The following is a 16,269-nucleotide window of genomic DNA, read 5'->3' as shown; positions in this document are numbered from 1 at the left end:
GGAATCCTCCGAAGGGGCCTCGCGTCTGCGGTGGCTGGGGCCGGGGTCGAACCGGCGACCTTCCGCTTTTCAGGCGGACGCTCGTACCAACTGAGCTACCCAGCCGCAGCGGTCCTGACGGGATTTGAACCCGCGGCCTCCACCTTGACAGGGTGGCGAGCACTCCAAACTGCTCCACAGGACCTCGTGCGAAACATTCTCGCACAGGGTGTTGCGTGCCCCCAACGGGATTCGAACCCGTGCTACCGCCTTGAAAGGGCGGCGTCCTGGGCCACTAGACGATGAGGGCTGATGGCCCACCTTGGCGTTGTTGCTGCCGTCGGGGACGTGAGAAGCATATGGGATGCCGGAGCGATCTGCCAAAACGCTTTCCGGCGGGCCGCCGGGCCGTCTCCCCGGCCCCTTTCCGCCCTCCTCTCAGCCCTCCTCCTGCCTGCCGGTCCCCGCCCCGCCGGACGGCTCCGGGGAGGCCCCGGACGGCCCGGGCGCGCCGTCGGCACCGGGCGCGCCGGAGGGCTCCGCGCCGGACTTGCCGTCCTCCAGCCCCTCCGGGGGCAGGTGCCGGGAGACCTCCGCCGTGCTCAGTCCCAGGCCGCCGAGGGTGATGTCGTCCCACGCCTGCAGCTGGTGGCTGTCGCGGTCCAGGTACAGGACCGACGCCTGCACCTCCTGCGGGACCTCGTCCTCCACCGCGCGAAGCCCGCCGCCACCGGTGCTCCCCTGCACGAACAGCCGGGTGCCTCCCTCCAGGACGGAGGTGTCCCGCCGGTGGGTGTGCCCGGCCAGGGCCAGCGGCACGGTGCCGGCGGTCTCCGCGGCGGCCACCGGGTTGTGCGCGACCGCGATGTCCACCGGCCGCCCCAGCGCCTTCTCCGCCCGTATGCTCGCCGCCAGTTCGCGCCCGGCCCGGCGCTCCGCCGGGTCGCCCGCGGGGACCACTGAGCGGTCCGGGGTGAACTGCGGGTCCCCGATCCCGGCGATCCGCAGCCCCTCGACCGTGACGACCTTCCCGTCGTCCACCACGTGGGCGTTCTTCTGCCGGGCCACCGCCTTCTGGGTCTCCTCGGAGTCGTGGTTGCCGCGCACCCACACGTAGGGCGCGCCGAGCGTGCCGATCGACTCGGTGAAGCCGTTCTCGGCCTTCGTGCCGTGGTCCATCAGGTCGCCGGTGTCGACGATCACGTCGATCCCGTACTGGTCCACCATCGACCGGACGATCTCCCAGGCCGCCGGGTTCAGGTGGATGTCGGAGACGTGCAGCACGCGCAGGGTCGTCGGGTCCGGGCTGTAGGCGGGCAGGGACGAGGCCGCCTCGTAGAGCTTGGTCACGTTGGTGACCAGGGAGGCCAGTTCCTGCTGGTAGGCGTCGAAGTCGCTGACGATGCTGCGGGCGTTGCCGACCACGTTGGGCGCGCTGCTGAGCAGGCCGGAGAACTTCGGCTCCAGGACCGACGTCGGGTTCCACGTCGCCCGGGCCGCGAGGCCGCTGCCGGCCATCAGGGCGAGCGCCAGGCCGCCGGCGAGCAGGGCCCGGCGGGGCCGCCGGTAGACGGCCAGGCCCAGCGCCGCGGCGCCGCCCGCCGCGGCGGCCGAGGAGCGCAGGACCAGGGCGGTCGCGCCGCTGCGCACGTCCCGGGCCACCTCCTCGTCCAGCCCGGCCAGCCGCTCCGGGCGGTCGACGAGGGCGCCGGCCCGCTCCGGGTCCAGCCGGTCCACGTCCACCCGCAGGCGCAGCGGCGCGTGATGGCTGCTCAGCTCCAGCGAGCCCAGCGGCGGCACCGCCACCTCGGTGCCGCCGGTGAACGACGGCCGCAGCGACATGACGGTGTCCACCGGTCCCACCGGCTGCTCGACGCCGCCCACGAAACCCAGGCCCATGCACCCGCCGGCCACCGTCACGGCGAGCAGCCCCAGCGCGCGCCGGAGGGGGTGCGGCCCCGGGGCGGGCAGGACGACGGGGAACGGGGCGGCGGCCGAGGTACGGGAGGGGCGGCGGAGCCGGGGCGGTCGGAGCGCTCGGAGGACTGCGGACACTCGGGCCATTGCCGACCTATGCCCCGTCGCGGCACGGGGTATTCGGACGCGGGGACTCGTGGCGCGGCCCCCGGGTGACCGACAATGGCGCTGTGCTGGAGATGACGCGCGAGGAGTTCGAGGAACTGGTGGGCGAGGCGCTCGACCGGATCCCGCCCGAGCTCGCCCGCCTGATGGACAACGTCGCAGTCTTCGTCGAGGACGACCCCGACCCCTCCGACCCGGAACTCCTGGGCCTGTACGAGGGCACCCCGCTCACCGAACGGGGCGAGTGGTACGCCGGGGTGCTCCCCGACCGGATCACCGTCTACCGCAACCCCACCCTGCGCATCTGCGAGACCCGCGAGGACGTGGTCGCGGAGACCGAGATCACCGTCGTCCACGAGGTGGCCCACCACTTCGGCATCGACGACGAGCGGCTGCACGCCCTCGGCTACGCCTGACCCGGACCGGCAGCGGCAGCGGCCCCGGGGCCGGCCGCAGCCGGACTGCGCGTGCACGGACGGACGCCCGTGCGCGCGGATACTGGGGGGATGCGCACACCGCCACCTCCGCGGCCGCAGCAGCCCGGGTGCGAAGGCCCCAACGGGCCGAGCGGGCCGGACGGGCCGGACGGCCCGGGCGTGGTCTCCGGCGAGCCGGTCGACCCCGACGTCGACCTGCACCTCCCCCAGCAGCGGGCCGAACTGACGGCCCACCCCTTCGCGGTGCTCGGCGCGGTCGCGGTCGGCGGAGCGCTGGGAGCGGCCGCCCGGCACGGGGCCGCACTGCTGTGGCCGGTGCCGGCGGGGGCGTTCCCCTGGAGCACGCTGGGGGTGAACGCGGTGGGCAGCGGACTGATCGGGGTGCTGATGGTGCTGGTCGCCGAGCGCGGCGCCGGACACCCGTTGGTCCGCCCCTTCCTCGGCACCGGGGTGCTCGGCGGCTTCACCACCTTCTCCGCCTACGCCGCCGACGTGGCCGGGCTGCTCACCCGCGGCGACGCGGCCGCCGCCCTCGGCTACGCGGCGGCGACGCTCGCAGCCGCCCTCGGCGCGGTGTGGGCGGCGGCCGCGGCCACCCGCCGGCTCGTCCGGCGCGCCGCGCCGCCGGCCCCCTCCGGACGGCGGGGGGACGCACGGTGAACTGGCTGCTGGTGATGGCCGGCGCCGCGGTCGGCGCCCCCCTGCGCTACCTCGTCGACCGCGCGGTGCAGGCCCGGCACGACTCCGCCTTCCCCTGGGGAACCTTCACCGTCAACGTGGCGGGCAGCCTGGCGCTGGGGCTCCTGACCGGGCTGGCGGCCTCCGGCGCCGCCGGCCGGGACGTCCAAATCCTGCTCGGCACCGGCCTGTGCGGGGCCCTGACCACGTACTCCACCTTCAGCTACGAGACGCTGCGGCTGGCCGAGAGCGGCCGGGGGCTCGTCGCGGCCGCCAACGCGGCCGCCTCCGTTCTGGCCGGCCTCGCCGCAGTGCTCCTCGGGACGGCCCTCACCCGCTGAGCCGGCCCGCCGAACCGGCCCGCCGGGCCCGCCCGCGGGACCGGACCCGCGGGCCGGGCGTCTCCCCGCCGGGCGTGTCCTGGCCGGGGGCAGTGGCGTTGGACACGGGAACGCGCCCCGTCCCCTCCCGCCCCCGAGGTCACGCATGCTCCCGTTCCCCCGCTTCCCCCGCGGTGCAGCAGGCCGGTGCGCCGCCGCCCTCCTCCCGGCCCTGCTGGCCCTGGGCGGTTGCATGAGCGTCGACGGGGAGCCGCAGCGGCGCCCCGGCCCGCAGGGGTCGGCGGGGGAGCGCGCCGACGACACCGGCATCGGCTCCTCGTCCGTCGTCGGCGGAGAGGGGGGCCTGCCGGGAGGCGCGGGTCCGCTGCCGGGGGTCCCGGGCGTCCGGGGCGCCGGGAGCGAGGAGGACCGGAGGTCCCCCTCCGGGAGCGACGAGGGGACGGGGACCGCCGACCCGGGGGCCGGCCGGGAACCGGACGACGGGAAGCACTCGGGAGGCGGCGGGTCCCGGCCCTCGGACAGGCCGGGAAAGCCCGGGAAACCCGGGTCGCCGAAGCCGGACGCACCCGGCCCCACGGTCTCCGAGCCCCCGGCGCCCGACCCGGAACCCGAGCCCGAACCCGAACCCACCACCCCGCCGGCCTCGGACGCCCCCGGCGAGGGAACCGGCGGAGAGAGCGGCGGCGGGGGTGGCGACCAGTCGCCGTGACCGGGGCGGCGGTCCGGACGGCGCGCGGCCTGCGGCGGAGACCGGCGCGGGAGCGGGCCGGGGACCGTCCTGGGACCGGCCCGGAACGGGCCGGGAACAGCACGGGCATGGGCGATTTGGCGTATCGGTGGGCAGGTGCGTATGCTGGCAGATCGTTTGCCCCCATTGCCCGGCGCCGAATCCGAAGAGCGCCGTGTGGCGCGTTCCGTACATTCCGTGGTCTGGCCGTATCGAGGCGGTCTTATGCGAACTGCGGGAGCTGGCGCGTGCCGAGTTTCCGGAAGGTTCTGCTTTCGCATGTCCATTACCGCTTCTGACCGCTCCGTCGTGCCCGGGCACGAGGACATCGACATCGACGTCGACATCAACGCCACCGCGGTCACCGTGACCGACGCCGACACGGCCCCCGAGACGACCGAGGCCCCCGAGACGACCGAGGCCGCCGAGACGACCGAGGCAACCGAGGCCGCCGACGAGCCCGGCCTCACCTTCGGCGACCTGGGTCTGCACGAGGACATCGTCCGCGCCCTCTCCAAGCGCGGCGTGACCACGCCCTTCCCGATCCAGGCCGCGACCATCCCGGACGCCCTGGCAGGCAAGGACATCCTCGGCCGCGGCCGCACCGGCTCCGGCAAGACCCTCAGCTTCGGCCTGCCGCTGCTGACCCGCCTCGCCCAGGACGGCCGCACCCAGGCCAAGCGCCCGCGCGGCATCATCCTCACCCCGACCCGCGAGCTGGCCATGCAGGTCTCCGACGCGCTCGAGCCCTACGGCTCGGTGCTCGGCCTGAACCTCAAGGTCGTCTGCGGCGGCACCTCGATGCCCCGTCAGATCTACGCGCTCGAGCGCGGGGTGGACGTCCTCGTCGCCACCCCGGGCCGCCTGCGCGACCTGATCGACCGCGGCGCCTGCTCCCTCGACCAGGTCTCGATCGCCGTCCTCGACGAGGCCGACCAGATGGCCGACATGGGCTTCCTGCCCGAGGTCACCGAGATCCTCGACCTGGTGCCGCCGGGCGGCCAGCGCATGCTGTTCTCCGCGACGCTGGAGAACGAGATCGACACCCTCGTCAAGCGGTACCTGTCCTCGCCCGTCGTCCACGAGGTCGACGCGGCGCAGGGCGCGGTGACGACGATGACCCACCACATCCTCGTGGTGAAGCCGAAGGACAAGGCGCCGGTCACCGCCGCCATCGCGGCGCGCAAGGGCCGCACGATCATCTTCGTCCGCACCCAGATGGGCGCGGACCGGGTCGCCGAGCAGCTGTGCGAGGCGGGCGTGCGCGCCGACGCCCTGCACGGCGGCATGACCCAGGGCGCCCGCACCCGCGTCCTCGCGGACTTCAAGGACGGCTACGTCAACGTCCTCGTGGCCACCGACGTCGCCGCCCGCGGCATCCACGTCGACGGCATCGACCTCGTGCTCAACGTCGACCCGGCCGGCGACCACAAGGACTACCTGCACCGCTCGGGCCGCACCGCCCGCGCCGGCCGCAGCGGCACCGTGGTCACCCTGGTCCTTCCGCACCAGCGCCGCTCCACCTTCCGCCTGATGGAGGACGCGGGCGTCGACGCCACGCGCCACATCGCCGGCGGGGTCTTCGACGAGGACCTCAAGCGCATCACCGGTGCCCGGTCACTGACCGAGGTCCAGGCCGAGGCCGCGGCCAACGCCGCCGCGCAGGCCGAGCGGGAGGTCCAGGACCTCACCCGCAGCCTGGAGAAGCTGCAGCGCCGGGCGACCGAGCTGCGCGGCGACGCCGACCGCCTGGCGGCCCGCGCGGCGCGCGAGCGCGGCGAGACCGTCCAGGACGGCCCGGCCGCGGACGCGGACGGGGAGCAGGACGGCGCCGTCGAGGCCACCGGGACCGTGGCGGAGACCACCGGGACCGACACCGTCGCGGAGACGGCGCAGGCCCCGGCCGCCGAGCGGACCGGTACCCCGGCCGCCGAGGCCCCGGAGCGCGGCTTCGAGCGCCGTGAGCGTCGCGAGGACCGCCCCTTCAACCGGGACGACCGTCCGTTCAACCGGGACAACCGTGACGACCGCGGTGGGCGCGGCTTCGACCGCGAGCGCCGGGACGACCGCGGCAACTTCGCGCGCCGCGACCGTGACGACCGCGGCGGGCGTGGTTTCGACCGCGACCGTCGGGACGACCGCGGTGACCGCGGCGGGCGCCCCTTCAACCGGGACGACCGTCCGTTCAACCGGGACAACCGTGACGACCGCGGTGGGCGCGGTTTCGACCGCGACCGTCGGGACGACCGCGGCGGGCGCCCCTTCAACCGTGACGACCGCGGCGGGCGTGGTTTCGACCGCGACCGTCGGGACGACCGCGGTGACCGCGGTGGGCGTCCGTTCAACCGGGACGACCGTCCGTTCAACCGGGACAACCGTGACGACCGCGGTGGCCGTGGTTTCGACCGCGACCGTCGGGACGACCGCGGCGGGCGTCCGTTCAACCGTGACGACCGTCCGTTCAACCGCGACGACCGTCGGGACAACCGCAGCGGCGGCGACCGCCCGTTCAACCGCGACCGTCGCGAGGACCGCCCGGGCAGCTCGCACAGCCGGCCCTTCTCCGGCGACCGCGACCGCCGTCCGTCCTACGGCCGCCGCGACGACCACCGCGGCACCGGCAGCAGCAGCGGCTCCTCCTTCGACCGCCGCCAGGACAAGCCGCGCTGGAAGCGCAACGGCTGACCGAGGCCTCCACGGCCGCAGCAGCACCCCGGGCCCGCCCGATGCTCCCCGAGAGCATCGGGCGGGCCCGTCCCGTACCCCCGGTCCCCGGCCCGTGACGCGGTCGGGGCCGTGAGCCGCCCCACGGACCCCTCCATGTGCTTGCGTTCGCGACGGCGACGGTGGGGCGGGTGGCACCGGACACGCCGTCCGCCGCTGCTCCGGCGGGTGGTGACGGCCGTTCCGGGCCGGGCGGCGACGGGAGCTGTCGCCGGCTCACCGGCCGGACGGTTCGAGAACGTGGTGGACGCGAACCGCAGGGACGAGGACGGCGCGGGGCCCCGCCCGCCGTCGGCCGTCGGCGGAATGCCGTGGACACCCACCGGCCCGAGGACGGTAGGCTTCCCTCCGGGGCCGCTAGCTCAATTGGCAGAGCTGCGGACTTTTAATCCGTAGGTTCAGGGTTCGAGCCCCTGGCGGCCCACCAGCAGTACATCTCCGGAACCCCGCCGACCGGTTCGGACGGGGTTCCGTCGTTTCCGCGCTCGCCGCCGCGCGCTCGCGCCCGGTGCGCCCGGTACGCCCGGTACGGCCGGTGAACACCGAAAGGTGCGCCGGTCGGCTCACCTTTCGGCGGCCGGCCGACGCACCTTCCGGGGAGCGCCCGTTCAGTCGAGAACCGCGACGGCCTCGACCTCGACCAGGTACTCGGGCGCGGCCAGTGCCGCAACGCCCAGCAGCGTGGCCGGCGGGGCCGGGGTGACTCCGAGCTTCTCGGCCGCCCGGGAGATCCCCTCCAGGAGGGCGGGCATCTTGTCGGCGGTCCAGCCGACGACGTGGACGTTCAGCTTCGCCAGGTCGTCGAAGGAGCCGCCGGCCTCGGCCAGGGCGGTGCCGACGTTGAGGTAACACTGTTCGACCTGGGCGGCGAAGTCACCCTCGCCGACGACGTTCCCCTCGGCGTCCTGGGCGACCTGTCCGGCGACGAATACGAGCTTCGTGCCGGACGCGATCGACACGTGCCGGTAGACGTCGATCTCCGGCAGTCCACCGGGGTTCACCAGGGTGATGGCCATGCTGATTGCCTCCTCGGGCGTGCGGGCGTGGTGGGCCCGCACAAGCCCTCTTGCTCTCTTGTGGTTACTTGGGAACCGTAGGAGAGTGGCGGCTGACATGGAAGAACGCACTTTTCAGTGACTGGGGAACCTCATGGTGACCAAGCAGTTCAGCGGCTTGCCCGAGGAAGCGGATCTGAGGCGCGCCGACTCCCTGGCGCGGGAGATCTTCTCCGACATCGCCAACAAGTGGGCGTTCCTGATCCTCGAGGCTCTGGGTGAACGCACCCTGCGCTTCAACGAGTTGCGGAACGAGGTCGAGGGGGTCAGCCACAAGATGCTCACCCAGAACCTGCGCATGCTGGAGCGCAACGGCCTGGTCGTGCGCACCGTGCACCCCACCGTCCCGCCGCGGGTCGAGTACACCCTCACCGAGCCGGGCCGGGCCCTGCGGGCGGTGGTCGGCGGAATGTGCGACTGGACCCAGCAGTACCTCGGTCAGATCGAGACCGCCCGCCACCGCTTCGACGCCTGACGGCGGGCGGCGGGCGGCCGCGTCGTCACCGCACCCGGTCTACCGGGGGCGGGAGGCGGCCTCGACCGCGGTGGGGGAGAGGTGGGCGCGCAGGTCGGGCACCCCCGGCAGGTCGGGGAGGGGCTGGACGGGCCAGTCGCGGGCCCAGCCGGGCGGTGAGTGGTCCCCGGCGACGAGGACGGCGAGCGGCTCGGCGCGGGCGAGGGCGCGCAGGCGGGCGTCGGTGATGCTGCCGTCGTGCCCGCCGTCCTGGCGCGAGGCGCACCCGGTGTGGAAGGCGAGGGGGACGGCGTGCTGCCCGGTCAGGGTGCACGGCGGCCGCACTCCCCGGTCGTGGAGGGCGGCGGCGATCCGCTCGTTGGTCTGCCGGGTGGCGCGGTTGCGCTCCACCGCCCTGTCGAGCACGGCGAACTGGACCGCCAGGTGGCCCGCCAGGACGAGGGCCGTCACCGCGGCGACGACGGGCCGCAGCCGCGGGCCCGCCGCGGTCGCCGCGGCCGTCACGAGGACGGCCACCGGCACGGCCAGCAGGGCGTAGGAGGGGAGCAGGAAGCGGGGCGCGGCGTAGTCGATGAGCAGCAGGTAGGGCACGGCGAGGGACCCGGCGGCCAGGACCGGCAGCCGGGTCTCCGCCCGCAGTCCGGTGCGGGCCCCGGCCACCACGCCGCCGACGGTGAGCAGGGGCAGGGCGAACCACCACAGCGCGGTGGTCGGGTACCGCCAGGGGACGTCGCACGGGCGGCACAGGGCCCGCCCCTCCAGGGCCCGGACCTGGTCGTCGAAGGCGGTGCGGGCGAGGTCCGCGGTCAGGCCGATCCCGCCCTGGATCTCGCTCGCCCGCTCCAGCCGGGTGAACAGCCCGCCGTAGCGGAGCTGGGCCTCGACGGCCCACTCCGCGCCGCCGAGGAGCAGGCCGCCGACGAGGACGACAAGGACGGCGGCGTGCCGCCACGGCCGTACCGCGAGCGCCGCGGCGGCCAGGGGCAGGACCAGCCACACCGCGTCGGAGGGACGCATCAGGGCGACGACGGCGACCGCTGCCCCCAGCCCGGCCAGGTCCGCACGCCCGGGCCGGCCCCGGCGCCGGCGCCGGCGCCGGCCCGGGGGCAGGGGCCGGCCCGCGGCGGCCGCCGTGTCCGCCCTGTCCGCCGTGCCCGCCCTGTCCGTCGTTCCTGCCGTGCCCGCCGTCTCTGCCGTACCCGTGCCGTCGGGAGTCCGTTCGGCGGCCCGTACCGCGTTCAGGAAGCAGCCGACCGCGGCGAGCGAGCCCAGGGCGACCCACAGGTTGGGCATCACCTGGGGGCCGTAGAAGAGGGTGATCCACAGGCTCGCGAACAGCGCGCCGGCCAGGGCCGTCACGGGGGCCGGGAGCAGCCGGCGCCACGGGAGGAGGGCGAGCAGCAGGCCCGCTCCGGACAGCAGCGCCAGCCATGTCCGCAGTACCGTCACCGAGTCGGTCAGGGCGGTGACGGGTGCGGCGAGGAAGGTGACGCCCCGGGCCCGCGGTGCGCTGAAGAACGCGGCCGGGGCCTGTGGGCTCACCTGGCTGACGTACACCGTCTCGTCCCACCCCAGTCCGGTGCCGGGGACCACGAGGAGCAACTGGCAGGCGGTGAAGGCCGCGGCGACGGCGGCCGGCCAGAGTACGGAGCCGCCCGCGGGGAGGGCGGCGGCCCGTGCGCGCGGGTCCGTCCGTCGGGCGGGCCGGGCCTGTGCGACCGCCGGGCCGGAAGGGGGGCCTGCTGCCTGCATCGACGACCTCACCGATCTCGTCGGGGAAAGGGAATGGGAAGGGGAGCGGTCCGGGGCCGTGCGTGCGCCCGGGCCGTCAACGCTCCCGGGGTTGCTCGAAACGGACAAATCGGATTCGGCATCCGGAGGAATCCGCGGTCTGCCGGTGCCAGACTCGGAGGTGTCCGTCGCTTTCGGTGGGCTCACGGGGTTTGCCGTCCCTGTGGTGGTTTCTGCAGTGCCGGCGGCGGTGCCGCCGGCGCGGCGGTGAGGAGCGGCGATGAATGCCACGACCGGAGCAGCGGGGCTTGACCGTGCGGCGTTCCGCGACCTGGAGGGTTCCTTCCGGGGCCGGCTCGTACGGCCCGGCGACCCCTCCTACCGGCAGGACCGCCGGGTCTGGAACGGCTCGGTCGACCGCTTCCCCGCGCTGATCGCCTACTGCACCTGCGTCGCGGACGTGGTCGCCGTGCTGCGGTTCGTACGGCGGACCGGGCTGGAGCTCGCGGTGCGCAGCGGCGGCCACAGCTTCCCGGGCCACTCGGTGTGCGACGACGGGGTGGTGGCGGACCTGTCGCCGATGAAGGGGATCCGGGTGGACCCGGAGGCCCGTACCGTCCGGGTGCAGGCGGGCGTGCTGCTCGGGGAGATGGACCGGGAGACGCAGCGGTTCGGCCTGGCGGTGCCGTCGGGCGTGGTCACGCACACCGGGGTCGCCGGCCTCACGCTCGGCGGCGGCATCGGCTGGCTGATGCGCAAGTACGGACTGACGGTCGACCAGCTGCTGTCGGTGGACCTGGTGACCGCCGACGGCGGGCTCGTCACGGCCGGCGCCACGCGCAACGAGGAGCTGTTCTGGGGACTGCGCGGCGGAGGAGGCAACTTCGGGATCGCCACGGAGTTCGAGTTCCGCCTCCACCCGGTGGGGCCGGTCGTGCTGGCCGGGCCGGTCGTGTGGCCGATGGCGGAGTCGGCGCGCGTGATGCACTTCTACCGCGACTGGATCGAGCAGGTGCCGGACGGTATGACCACGGCGGTGATCCACCGCAGGCTCCTGCCGTCACCGGACCTCCCGCGGGAACTGCACGGCAGGCCCGTGGTGATGGTGGTGTGCTGCTGGGCGGGGGAGGTGGACGAGGGGGAGCGGGTGGTCCGGCCGCTGCGCGGGTTCGGCCCGCCCCTGCTGGACCTGTGCGCGCCCAGGCCGTTCGTGGAGCACCAGGCGATGCTCGACCCGGCCTTCCCGCACGGCCACTGGTACTACTTCCGCTCCTGCAACGTCCACCGGCTCGGGGACCGGGTCATCGACATCACCGCGGCGCACGCCCCGCGCTCCACCTCCCCGCTGACGAGCTTCCCGGTCTTCCACCTGGGCGGGGCGGTCGCACGGGTGGGCGCCGAGGAGACCGCCTTCGACGGACGGGACGCCGGCCACACCTTCAGCCTGAACGCGACCTGCGCCACCGAGCGCGGCTTCGCGCAGGAGCGGCAGTGGGCGAGGGCGTTCCGGACCGCCCTGGAGCCCTTCGAGACGGGCGTCTACGTCAACTTCCTCATGGACGAGGGGGAGGACCGGGTGCGCGAGGCGTACGGGACGCGGAAGTACCTGCGGCTGAGGGCGCTCAAGGAGCACTACGACCCGGGCAACCTCTTCCACCTCAACCAGAACGTCGTCCCCGGCCGGCACTGAGACCGGGCCACGGCGGCGGCCGTCCGGCGCCCGGCCCGGCCCCGGCTCCGGCCGTCAGACGCCGACGGCGCCGATCTGCCGGAGCAGCCCGAGGGCGTCCCAGTGCCACCGGCTCTCGCAGATCTTCCCGTCGCGGAACCGCTGGACGGTCGTGCCGGAGAACTCCACGTGCTTGCCGGTGGGCGCCATCTCCATGAACTCGCCCCGGTGGACGCCCCGGGCCCTCCAGATGGTGGCCACCTCGTCGCCCTCGGCGACCTGCCCCTCGACGGTGAAGACGAGGCCGAGCGCCTCGCGGTACGCCTCGACGGCCCGCTCGAAGTCCTCGAGCCCGACGACCTCCCTGCCCTCGGCGGGGTCGTGGCTGCGGCAGTCGGTGGTGCACAGCTCGCCGATCGCGGAGGGGGCGCCGCCGCTCCCGGCGACCTCCTGGAAGAACCGGCGGGCGGTCTCCTTGTTGAGCTGCTCGTCACGGACGACGTCGAGGTCGGTGAAGGTCGGGGGTTCGGTGCACAGGGCGACCAGCTGCTCGAAGACCCGGTTGGTCTCGGGGAGCCGGGAGTTCTTCACGGCCTCCTCGTAGGAGGGGAACTCGACGATCTCCACCCAGTGGCCGGTGTCGGTCCGGTCCCGGCCGACCATCGAGTGGGTGGCCGTCCGCTTCCCCCTGGTCTGCTCGGCCCATGCGTCCATGAGCCGGTCCATCTCGTCCCACCTGTCGGTCTTGCCTTCGACGATCTGCACGAATGTCATGGTGAGCCTCCCGGAAGGGTCTTCCTCCACCCCCCTGCGGCCCCCGCGGCCCCCGTGCGGCGGAACGGCCGGACGGCGGGTCCGCCCCCGTGTCAAGGCTAGTCCGCGGACGCCGCACGCGGCTTCCCGACTCCGGGGCGGGGCGGGAGAAGTCAGTCCGCCAGGGCCGCCTCGAGCGTGGGCAGGACCTCGAAGGAGTGCCGCATCCCGGTCATGTCCAGCAGCATGAGGACCTGCGGACGGCCGGCGACCAGCCTGACCGCACCGCTGCGGGTCCTCGCCTCCTTGCGGGCCCGCACCAGCAGGCCCAGGGTCGTGCAGTCCATGAAGGTGACGTCGGACAGGTCGACGACGATCCGGCACCGGCCGGCGGCGAGGTGGCGGTCCAGGCACGCCCTGAGCCGGGGACCGGTGACCAGGTCGAGTTCGCCGCGGAGAGGTATGACGGACCAGTCGGCCCGGTCGCCGCGGGCGGAGGAGCCGCCGCGGGCGGAGGGCACCTCGAAGGCCCGGCAGGTGGGTCCGCAACCGTTCGGTACGCAGGGCTGCTCCGTGACTGCGCCGCATGCCATGTCGACCTCCTACGGGCGGTGGACCGTGCTTCCGACTCTCCCGGGAAGCCGGAACCACCGCCTCACCCGGACCGGGTGAAAGCGGACTGATCGGGCAGGTGCCGCAGGTGGGGGCCCCGGGCCCGGAGCCCCCGCCGCCCCGGACCGCCCCTGCCGCCCCGGACCGCCCCCGCCGGGCCGGACTGCTCCGCCCCGCTCCTACAGCAGTCCCCGGCGGCGTGCGGCGGTGATGGCGTCGCGGCGGCTGCGGACGCCGAGCTTGCGGTAGATCCCGCGCAGGTGTGTCTTGACGGTGTTGGGGGAGACGTGGAGGGCCGCGGCGATCTCCTCGGTGGTGCGCATCGAGGGCAGTTCGAGGAGCAGCCGCTGCTCGCTGGCGGTGAGCGCGGCCGGGGCCGCGGAGGGCACGGGCAGGGCGGTGAGCAGGCGGGCGGCGAAGGCCTCGTGCCGTCCGAAGCGTCCGGTGCCGCGGGCGATCAGGGTCCGCACCGTCTCTCCCGCGTCGCGGAACGGGCGCAGGATCTCCCTCGGCGCGGCGGCCTCCAGGGCCCGGGCCACGGCCTCGTGGGAGCGGTAGGTGTTCCCGGAGCGCTCGGCGAGGACGGCCTCGAGCAGCCAGGCGTGGACGGCGGTGGTGGCCACTACGCAGGGGGCGGAGCCGTTCAGGACGGGCCGCAGGACCCGGCGGGCGGCGTCGGGCCGGCCGCCGTGCGCCCGGGCGACGGCCCGCAGCAGGAGCCATTCGCCGCCGGGGCCGAGCAGTGTCCGCGTCCGCTGCACGGCCCCGACGGCCCAGGCCGTCTCGCCGACCTGCAGTGCCAGCCGCTGCACGGCCGGGGCGGAGTAGGCGATGAGGGAGGGCGGCGAGTGCCTGCGGTCCATGCGCAGCCAGACCTCGTGCATCCGCGCGGCGGCGGAGTGCGCGTCCCCTGCGGTGTCGGCGGCGACCGCCGCGTCGGTGGCGCGCACGCTCAGTTCGACCGTGGCCTCCATGTGGTCGTGCAGCAGCGACATGGCGGTGCTCGCGTACTCGCGGGCGGCGCGGGTGTCGAGGCGCTGGTGGGCGGCCCAGGCGAGGAGGCCGAAGGGGAACGCGCAGGTGGAGGTGTGCTCCCAGCCGCGGGAGGCGGCGAACTCGACGGCGGCCCGGGCGCGGCGGTCCGTCCCGCCCAGGTCGCTGCGGCAGGAGGCGACGGCGCCGAGGTTCCCCAGGCAGACCAGGGCGAGGTAGTCCAGGCCGGTGGCGCCGGCCAGGCGCAGGGCGTCGGTGAGGTTCCGCTCCGCGGTGTCGTGGTCGCCCAGCCACATGCGGGCGGTGCCCGCGCCGACCAGCGCGATCAGGTCGATGTCCGGGTTGCCGGTGGGGCCGGTGCCGACGGCGTCCAGCCGGGCGAGCGCGGCGGGGACGTCCCCGCCCAGGCGGGCCCGGTTGACCTCGATGGATGCGTGCAGCACCCGCAGGGCCCGCTGCGGGTGGTCGGCGGGCGTCCTGCCGAGGGCGTGCAGCCGGGCCTCGGCGCCGGGCCGGTCGCCGCTCAGGAGGGAGGCGAGGGCCGACACCAGGGCGACGGCCGGGCGGGCGGTCAGTCCGGCGGGGGCGCCGGCCAGGAGGCGCCGCAGCGGTGCGCCGCCCCGGCCGAGGATCTGGTGGGGGCCGTGCGCCTCGATCAGCTCGGCCGCCAGGTCGGGGTCCTCGGAGGCGACCGCGTGCTCCAGGGCCTCGTCGGGCATGCCGTGGCCGGCGTACCAGCGGGCCGCGGTGCGGTGCAGGCGCAGCCAGGCGGCCATGTCGCCGCGCCGCAGTTCGGCGCGCAGGCAGCCGAGGAGGAGGGAGTGGTACCGGTACCAGTCGCCGGTCCGGCCGAGCCGGACGGTGAGCACGTTGCCGCGTTCCAGCCGGTCCAGGATCTCCCCCGCGTCGCCGCGCCCGGACAGGGCGGCGGCCAGGCCGACGGAGAGCCGGTCGCACACGCTGGTGTCCAGCAGGAAGCGGCGGACGTGCGCGGGCAGGTGGTGGACGACCTCGCCGACGATGTAGTCGGTGACGCCCCGGTCGTCGCCGGAGAACTCCCCGATGACCGCCGACGGGTCGGGGGCGCCCGGCAGGGACAGGGCTGCCAGCCGCAGGCCCGCCGCCCAGCCCTCGGTCCGGTCGACCAGCAGGCCGAGCCGGTCCGGGGGGAGCCGGACACCGGAGGCGTCGAGCAGCCGCTCGGCCTCCTCCCGGGTGAACGTCAGCTCGTGCGCGGGGATCTCCCGCACCCTCCCCTCGAGGCGGAGCCGGTGCAGGGCCAGCGGGGGCTCCTCGCGGCCGGACAGGACCACCGCCGGGCCGCCCGGAGTGATCCTGAGCAGCTCGCCCAGGCTGTGCAGCGCGTCGGGGTCGTGCAGTTCCTGGGTGTCGTCGAGGACCAGCCAGACCCTGGCGGTGGCCTCCTCCAGGGCGCGGGCCACGGCGGCCAGGAAGCCGGGTTCGACCGGGCCGTGCGGAGGGGCGAGCCGGTGCAGCGTGCTGCCGGGGCCCCACGCGCCGGTGGCCTCCAGGGAGGTCAGCAGGGCCGACCACAGCCGGAACACGTCGTTGTCGTCGGCGTCCAGCGAGACCCACGCCACGACGGCGCGGCCCCGGGCGCCCACGGTGCCGGCCTCCTCCGTCCCGGCCCCTTCCCTCCCGGTCCCCTCCTCCTGCTTCCCGGAGCTTTCCTCCCCGGGCCGTCCTTCTCCGATCTCCGCGTCCGGGAGGACGGCGACCTGCCGGGCCCAGTCGGCGAGCAGGGTGGTCTTGCCGGACCCGGCGGGGGCGCACAGCAGCAGCACGTCGGGGCCCTCCCCGGGCACGGCCGGGGGCTCGGCGGGGATCAGCCGCATCAGCCGCTGCCGGGTGACCGAGGCCGCGGTGGTGAAGGGGATGCGCACCTTGGGAGGGGGGACGGCCGCGCGCTCGACCCGTCCCGCGCCGCTGCTCGCGGCACCGGCGGACGTTTTCTCGGTCGGCCTCGGCACAGTGCCAGGATGCGACGGCGTG

The 16,269-nt window shown here is 75.1% G+C and carries 13 protein-coding genes and 4 tRNA genes; 8 read left to right on the top strand and 9 right to left on the bottom strand.

Annotation, left to right across the window (positions count from 1 at the left end; translation table 11 throughout):
- Positions 1 to 31 precede the first annotated feature (31 nt).
- The 4 genes from GQS52_RS11545 to GQS52_RS11530 form a co-directional block, all read right to left on the bottom strand.
- Positions 32 to 105 (bottom strand) — tRNA-Phe (locus tag GQS52_RS11545).
- 4 nt (positions 106 to 109) lie between these two features.
- Positions 110 to 184: transfer RNA gene (locus tag GQS52_RS11540), tRNA-Asp, on the bottom strand.
- A gap of 32 nt (positions 185 to 216) precedes the next feature.
- Positions 217 to 289, bottom strand: a tRNA-Glu gene (locus GQS52_RS11535).
- Positions 290 to 417: 128 nt separating this feature from the next.
- Positions 418 to 2,043, bottom strand: coding sequence for a metallophosphoesterase (locus GQS52_RS11530; protein WP_182313313.1), 1,626 nt, complete (start codon positions 2,041 to 2,043; stop codon positions 418 to 420).
- 83 nt (positions 2,044 to 2,126) lie between these two features.
- Between GQS52_RS11530 and GQS52_RS11525 the strand changes: the two genes are divergently transcribed.
- The 6 genes from GQS52_RS11525 to GQS52_RS11500 all read left to right on the top strand — a co-directional run bounded on the left by GQS52_RS11525 (position 2,127) and on the right by GQS52_RS11500 (position 7,395).
- Positions 2,127 to 2,477, top strand: coding sequence for a metallopeptidase family protein (locus GQS52_RS11525; RefSeq protein ID WP_182313312.1), 351 nt, complete (start codon positions 2,127 to 2,129; stop codon positions 2,475 to 2,477).
- Positions 2,478 to 2,567: 90 nt separating this feature from the next.
- Positions 2,568 to 3,158 (top strand): CrcB family protein, encoded by a 591-nt coding sequence (locus tag GQS52_RS11520; protein ID WP_182313311.1) that lies wholly within the window; start codon positions 2,568 to 2,570, stop codon positions 3,156 to 3,158.
- Positions 3,155 to 3,517: a fluoride efflux transporter CrcB gene (gene crcB / locus GQS52_RS11515; RefSeq protein ID WP_182313310.1), complete on the top strand. Its 363-nt coding sequence runs from the start codon at positions 3,155 to 3,157 to the stop codon at positions 3,515 to 3,517. The genes GQS52_RS11520 and crcB overlap by 4 nt, the downstream gene beginning before the upstream one ends.
- Positions 3,518 to 3,662: 145 nt before the next feature.
- Positions 3,663 to 4,226 carry a hypothetical protein gene (locus GQS52_RS11510; protein ID WP_182313309.1) on the top strand — a complete coding sequence of 188 codons (564 nt, stop codon included), beginning with the start codon at positions 3,663 to 3,665 and terminating at the stop codon, positions 4,224 to 4,226.
- 297 nt (positions 4,227 to 4,523) lie between these two features.
- Entirely contained in the window at positions 4,524 to 6,929 is a 2,406-nt protein-coding gene (locus tag GQS52_RS11505; protein ID WP_182313308.1) for a DEAD/DEAH box helicase, read from the top strand.
- Between the two features lie 390 nt (positions 6,930 to 7,319).
- Positions 7,320 to 7,395, top strand: a tRNA-Lys gene (locus tag GQS52_RS11500).
- Between the two features lie 181 nt (positions 7,396 to 7,576).
- Here GQS52_RS11500 and GQS52_RS11495 read toward each other — a convergent pair.
- Positions 7,577 to 7,984, bottom strand: coding sequence for a RidA family protein (locus tag GQS52_RS11495; protein WP_182313307.1), 408 nt, complete (start codon positions 7,982 to 7,984; stop codon positions 7,577 to 7,579).
- Between the two features lie 133 nt (positions 7,985 to 8,117).
- On the opposite strand from GQS52_RS11495, the gene GQS52_RS11490 reads away from it, so the two are divergent.
- On the top strand, positions 8,118 to 8,498 hold the full coding sequence (locus GQS52_RS11490; RefSeq protein ID WP_182313306.1) for a helix-turn-helix domain-containing protein: 381 nt from the start codon (positions 8,118 to 8,120) through the stop codon (positions 8,496 to 8,498).
- Between the two features lie 39 nt (positions 8,499 to 8,537).
- Here the strand turns inward: GQS52_RS11490 and GQS52_RS11485 are convergent, their stop codons facing one another.
- Entirely contained in the window at positions 8,538 to 10,250 is a 1,713-nt protein-coding gene (locus GQS52_RS11485; RefSeq protein ID WP_259370715.1) for a hypothetical protein, read from the bottom strand.
- 259 nt (positions 10,251 to 10,509) lie between these two features.
- On the opposite strand from GQS52_RS11485, the gene GQS52_RS11480 reads away from it, so the two are divergent.
- Positions 10,510 to 11,919: an FAD-binding oxidoreductase gene (locus tag GQS52_RS11480; RefSeq protein ID WP_182313305.1), complete on the top strand. Its 1,410-nt coding sequence runs from the start codon at positions 10,510 to 10,512 to the stop codon at positions 11,917 to 11,919.
- Positions 11,920 to 11,973: 54 nt separating this feature from the next.
- On the opposite strand, the gene GQS52_RS11475 is transcribed toward GQS52_RS11480, so the two are convergent.
- The 3 genes from GQS52_RS11475 to GQS52_RS11465 all read right to left on the bottom strand — a co-directional run bounded on the left by GQS52_RS11475 (position 11,974) and on the right by GQS52_RS11465 (position 16,247).
- Positions 11,974 to 12,672, bottom strand: a complete 699-nt coding sequence (locus GQS52_RS11475) for an ester cyclase (RefSeq protein WP_182313304.1) — start codon at positions 12,670 to 12,672, stop codon at positions 11,974 to 11,976.
- 152 nt (positions 12,673 to 12,824) lie between these two features.
- Positions 12,825 to 13,244, bottom strand: coding sequence for an STAS domain-containing protein (locus GQS52_RS11470; protein ID WP_182313303.1), 420 nt, complete (start codon positions 13,242 to 13,244; stop codon positions 12,825 to 12,827).
- A 198-nt stretch (positions 13,245 to 13,442) separates the two neighbouring features.
- Entirely contained in the window at positions 13,443 to 16,247 is a 2,805-nt protein-coding gene (locus tag GQS52_RS11465; protein WP_182313302.1) for a LuxR C-terminal-related transcriptional regulator, read from the bottom strand.
- Positions 16,248 to 16,269 lie beyond the last annotated feature (22 nt).

The organism is Streptomyces sp. SCUT-3 (assembly GCF_014083985.1).
GTDB classification, from domain to species: Bacteria; Actinomycetota; Actinomycetes; order Streptomycetales; family Streptomycetaceae; genus Streptomyces_H; species Streptomyces_H thermolineatus.
This window is presented reverse-complemented; position numbering and strand designations above follow the sequence as displayed.

Bases quoted from the DNA above. Each gene is read 5' to 3' on its own strand.
- GQS52_RS11530 (WP_182313313.1), bottom strand. From the start codon at position 2,043: ATGGCCCGAGTGTCCGCAGTCCTCCGAGCGCTCCGACCGCCCCGGCTC.
- GQS52_RS11520 (WP_182313311.1), top strand. From the start codon at position 2,568: ATGCGCACACCGCCACCTCCGCGGCCGCAGCAGCCCGGGTGCGAAGGC.
- GQS52_RS11510 (WP_182313309.1), top strand. From the start codon at position 3,663: ATGCTCCCGTTCCCCCGCTTCCCCCGCGGTGCAGCAGGCCGGTGCGCC.
- GQS52_RS11505 (WP_182313308.1), top strand. From the start codon at position 4,524: ATGTCCATTACCGCTTCTGACCGCTCCGTCGTGCCCGGGCACGAGGAC.
- GQS52_RS11495 (WP_182313307.1), bottom strand. From the start codon at position 7,984: ATGGCCATCACCCTGGTGAACCCCGGTGGACTGCCGGAGATCGACGTC.
- GQS52_RS11490 (WP_182313306.1), top strand. From the start codon at position 8,118: ATGGTGACCAAGCAGTTCAGCGGCTTGCCCGAGGAAGCGGATCTGAGG.
- GQS52_RS11485 (WP_259370715.1), bottom strand. From the start codon at position 10,250: ATGCAGGCAGCAGGCCCCCCTTCCGGCCCGGCGGTCGCACAGGCCCGG.
- GQS52_RS11480 (WP_182313305.1), top strand. From the start codon at position 10,510: ATGAATGCCACGACCGGAGCAGCGGGGCTTGACCGTGCGGCGTTCCGC.
- GQS52_RS11475 (WP_182313304.1), bottom strand. From the start codon at position 12,672: ATGACATTCGTGCAGATCGTCGAAGGCAAGACCGACAGGTGGGACGAG.
- GQS52_RS11470 (WP_182313303.1), bottom strand. From the start codon at position 13,244: ATGGCATGCGGCGCAGTCACGGAGCAGCCCTGCGTACCGAACGGTTGC.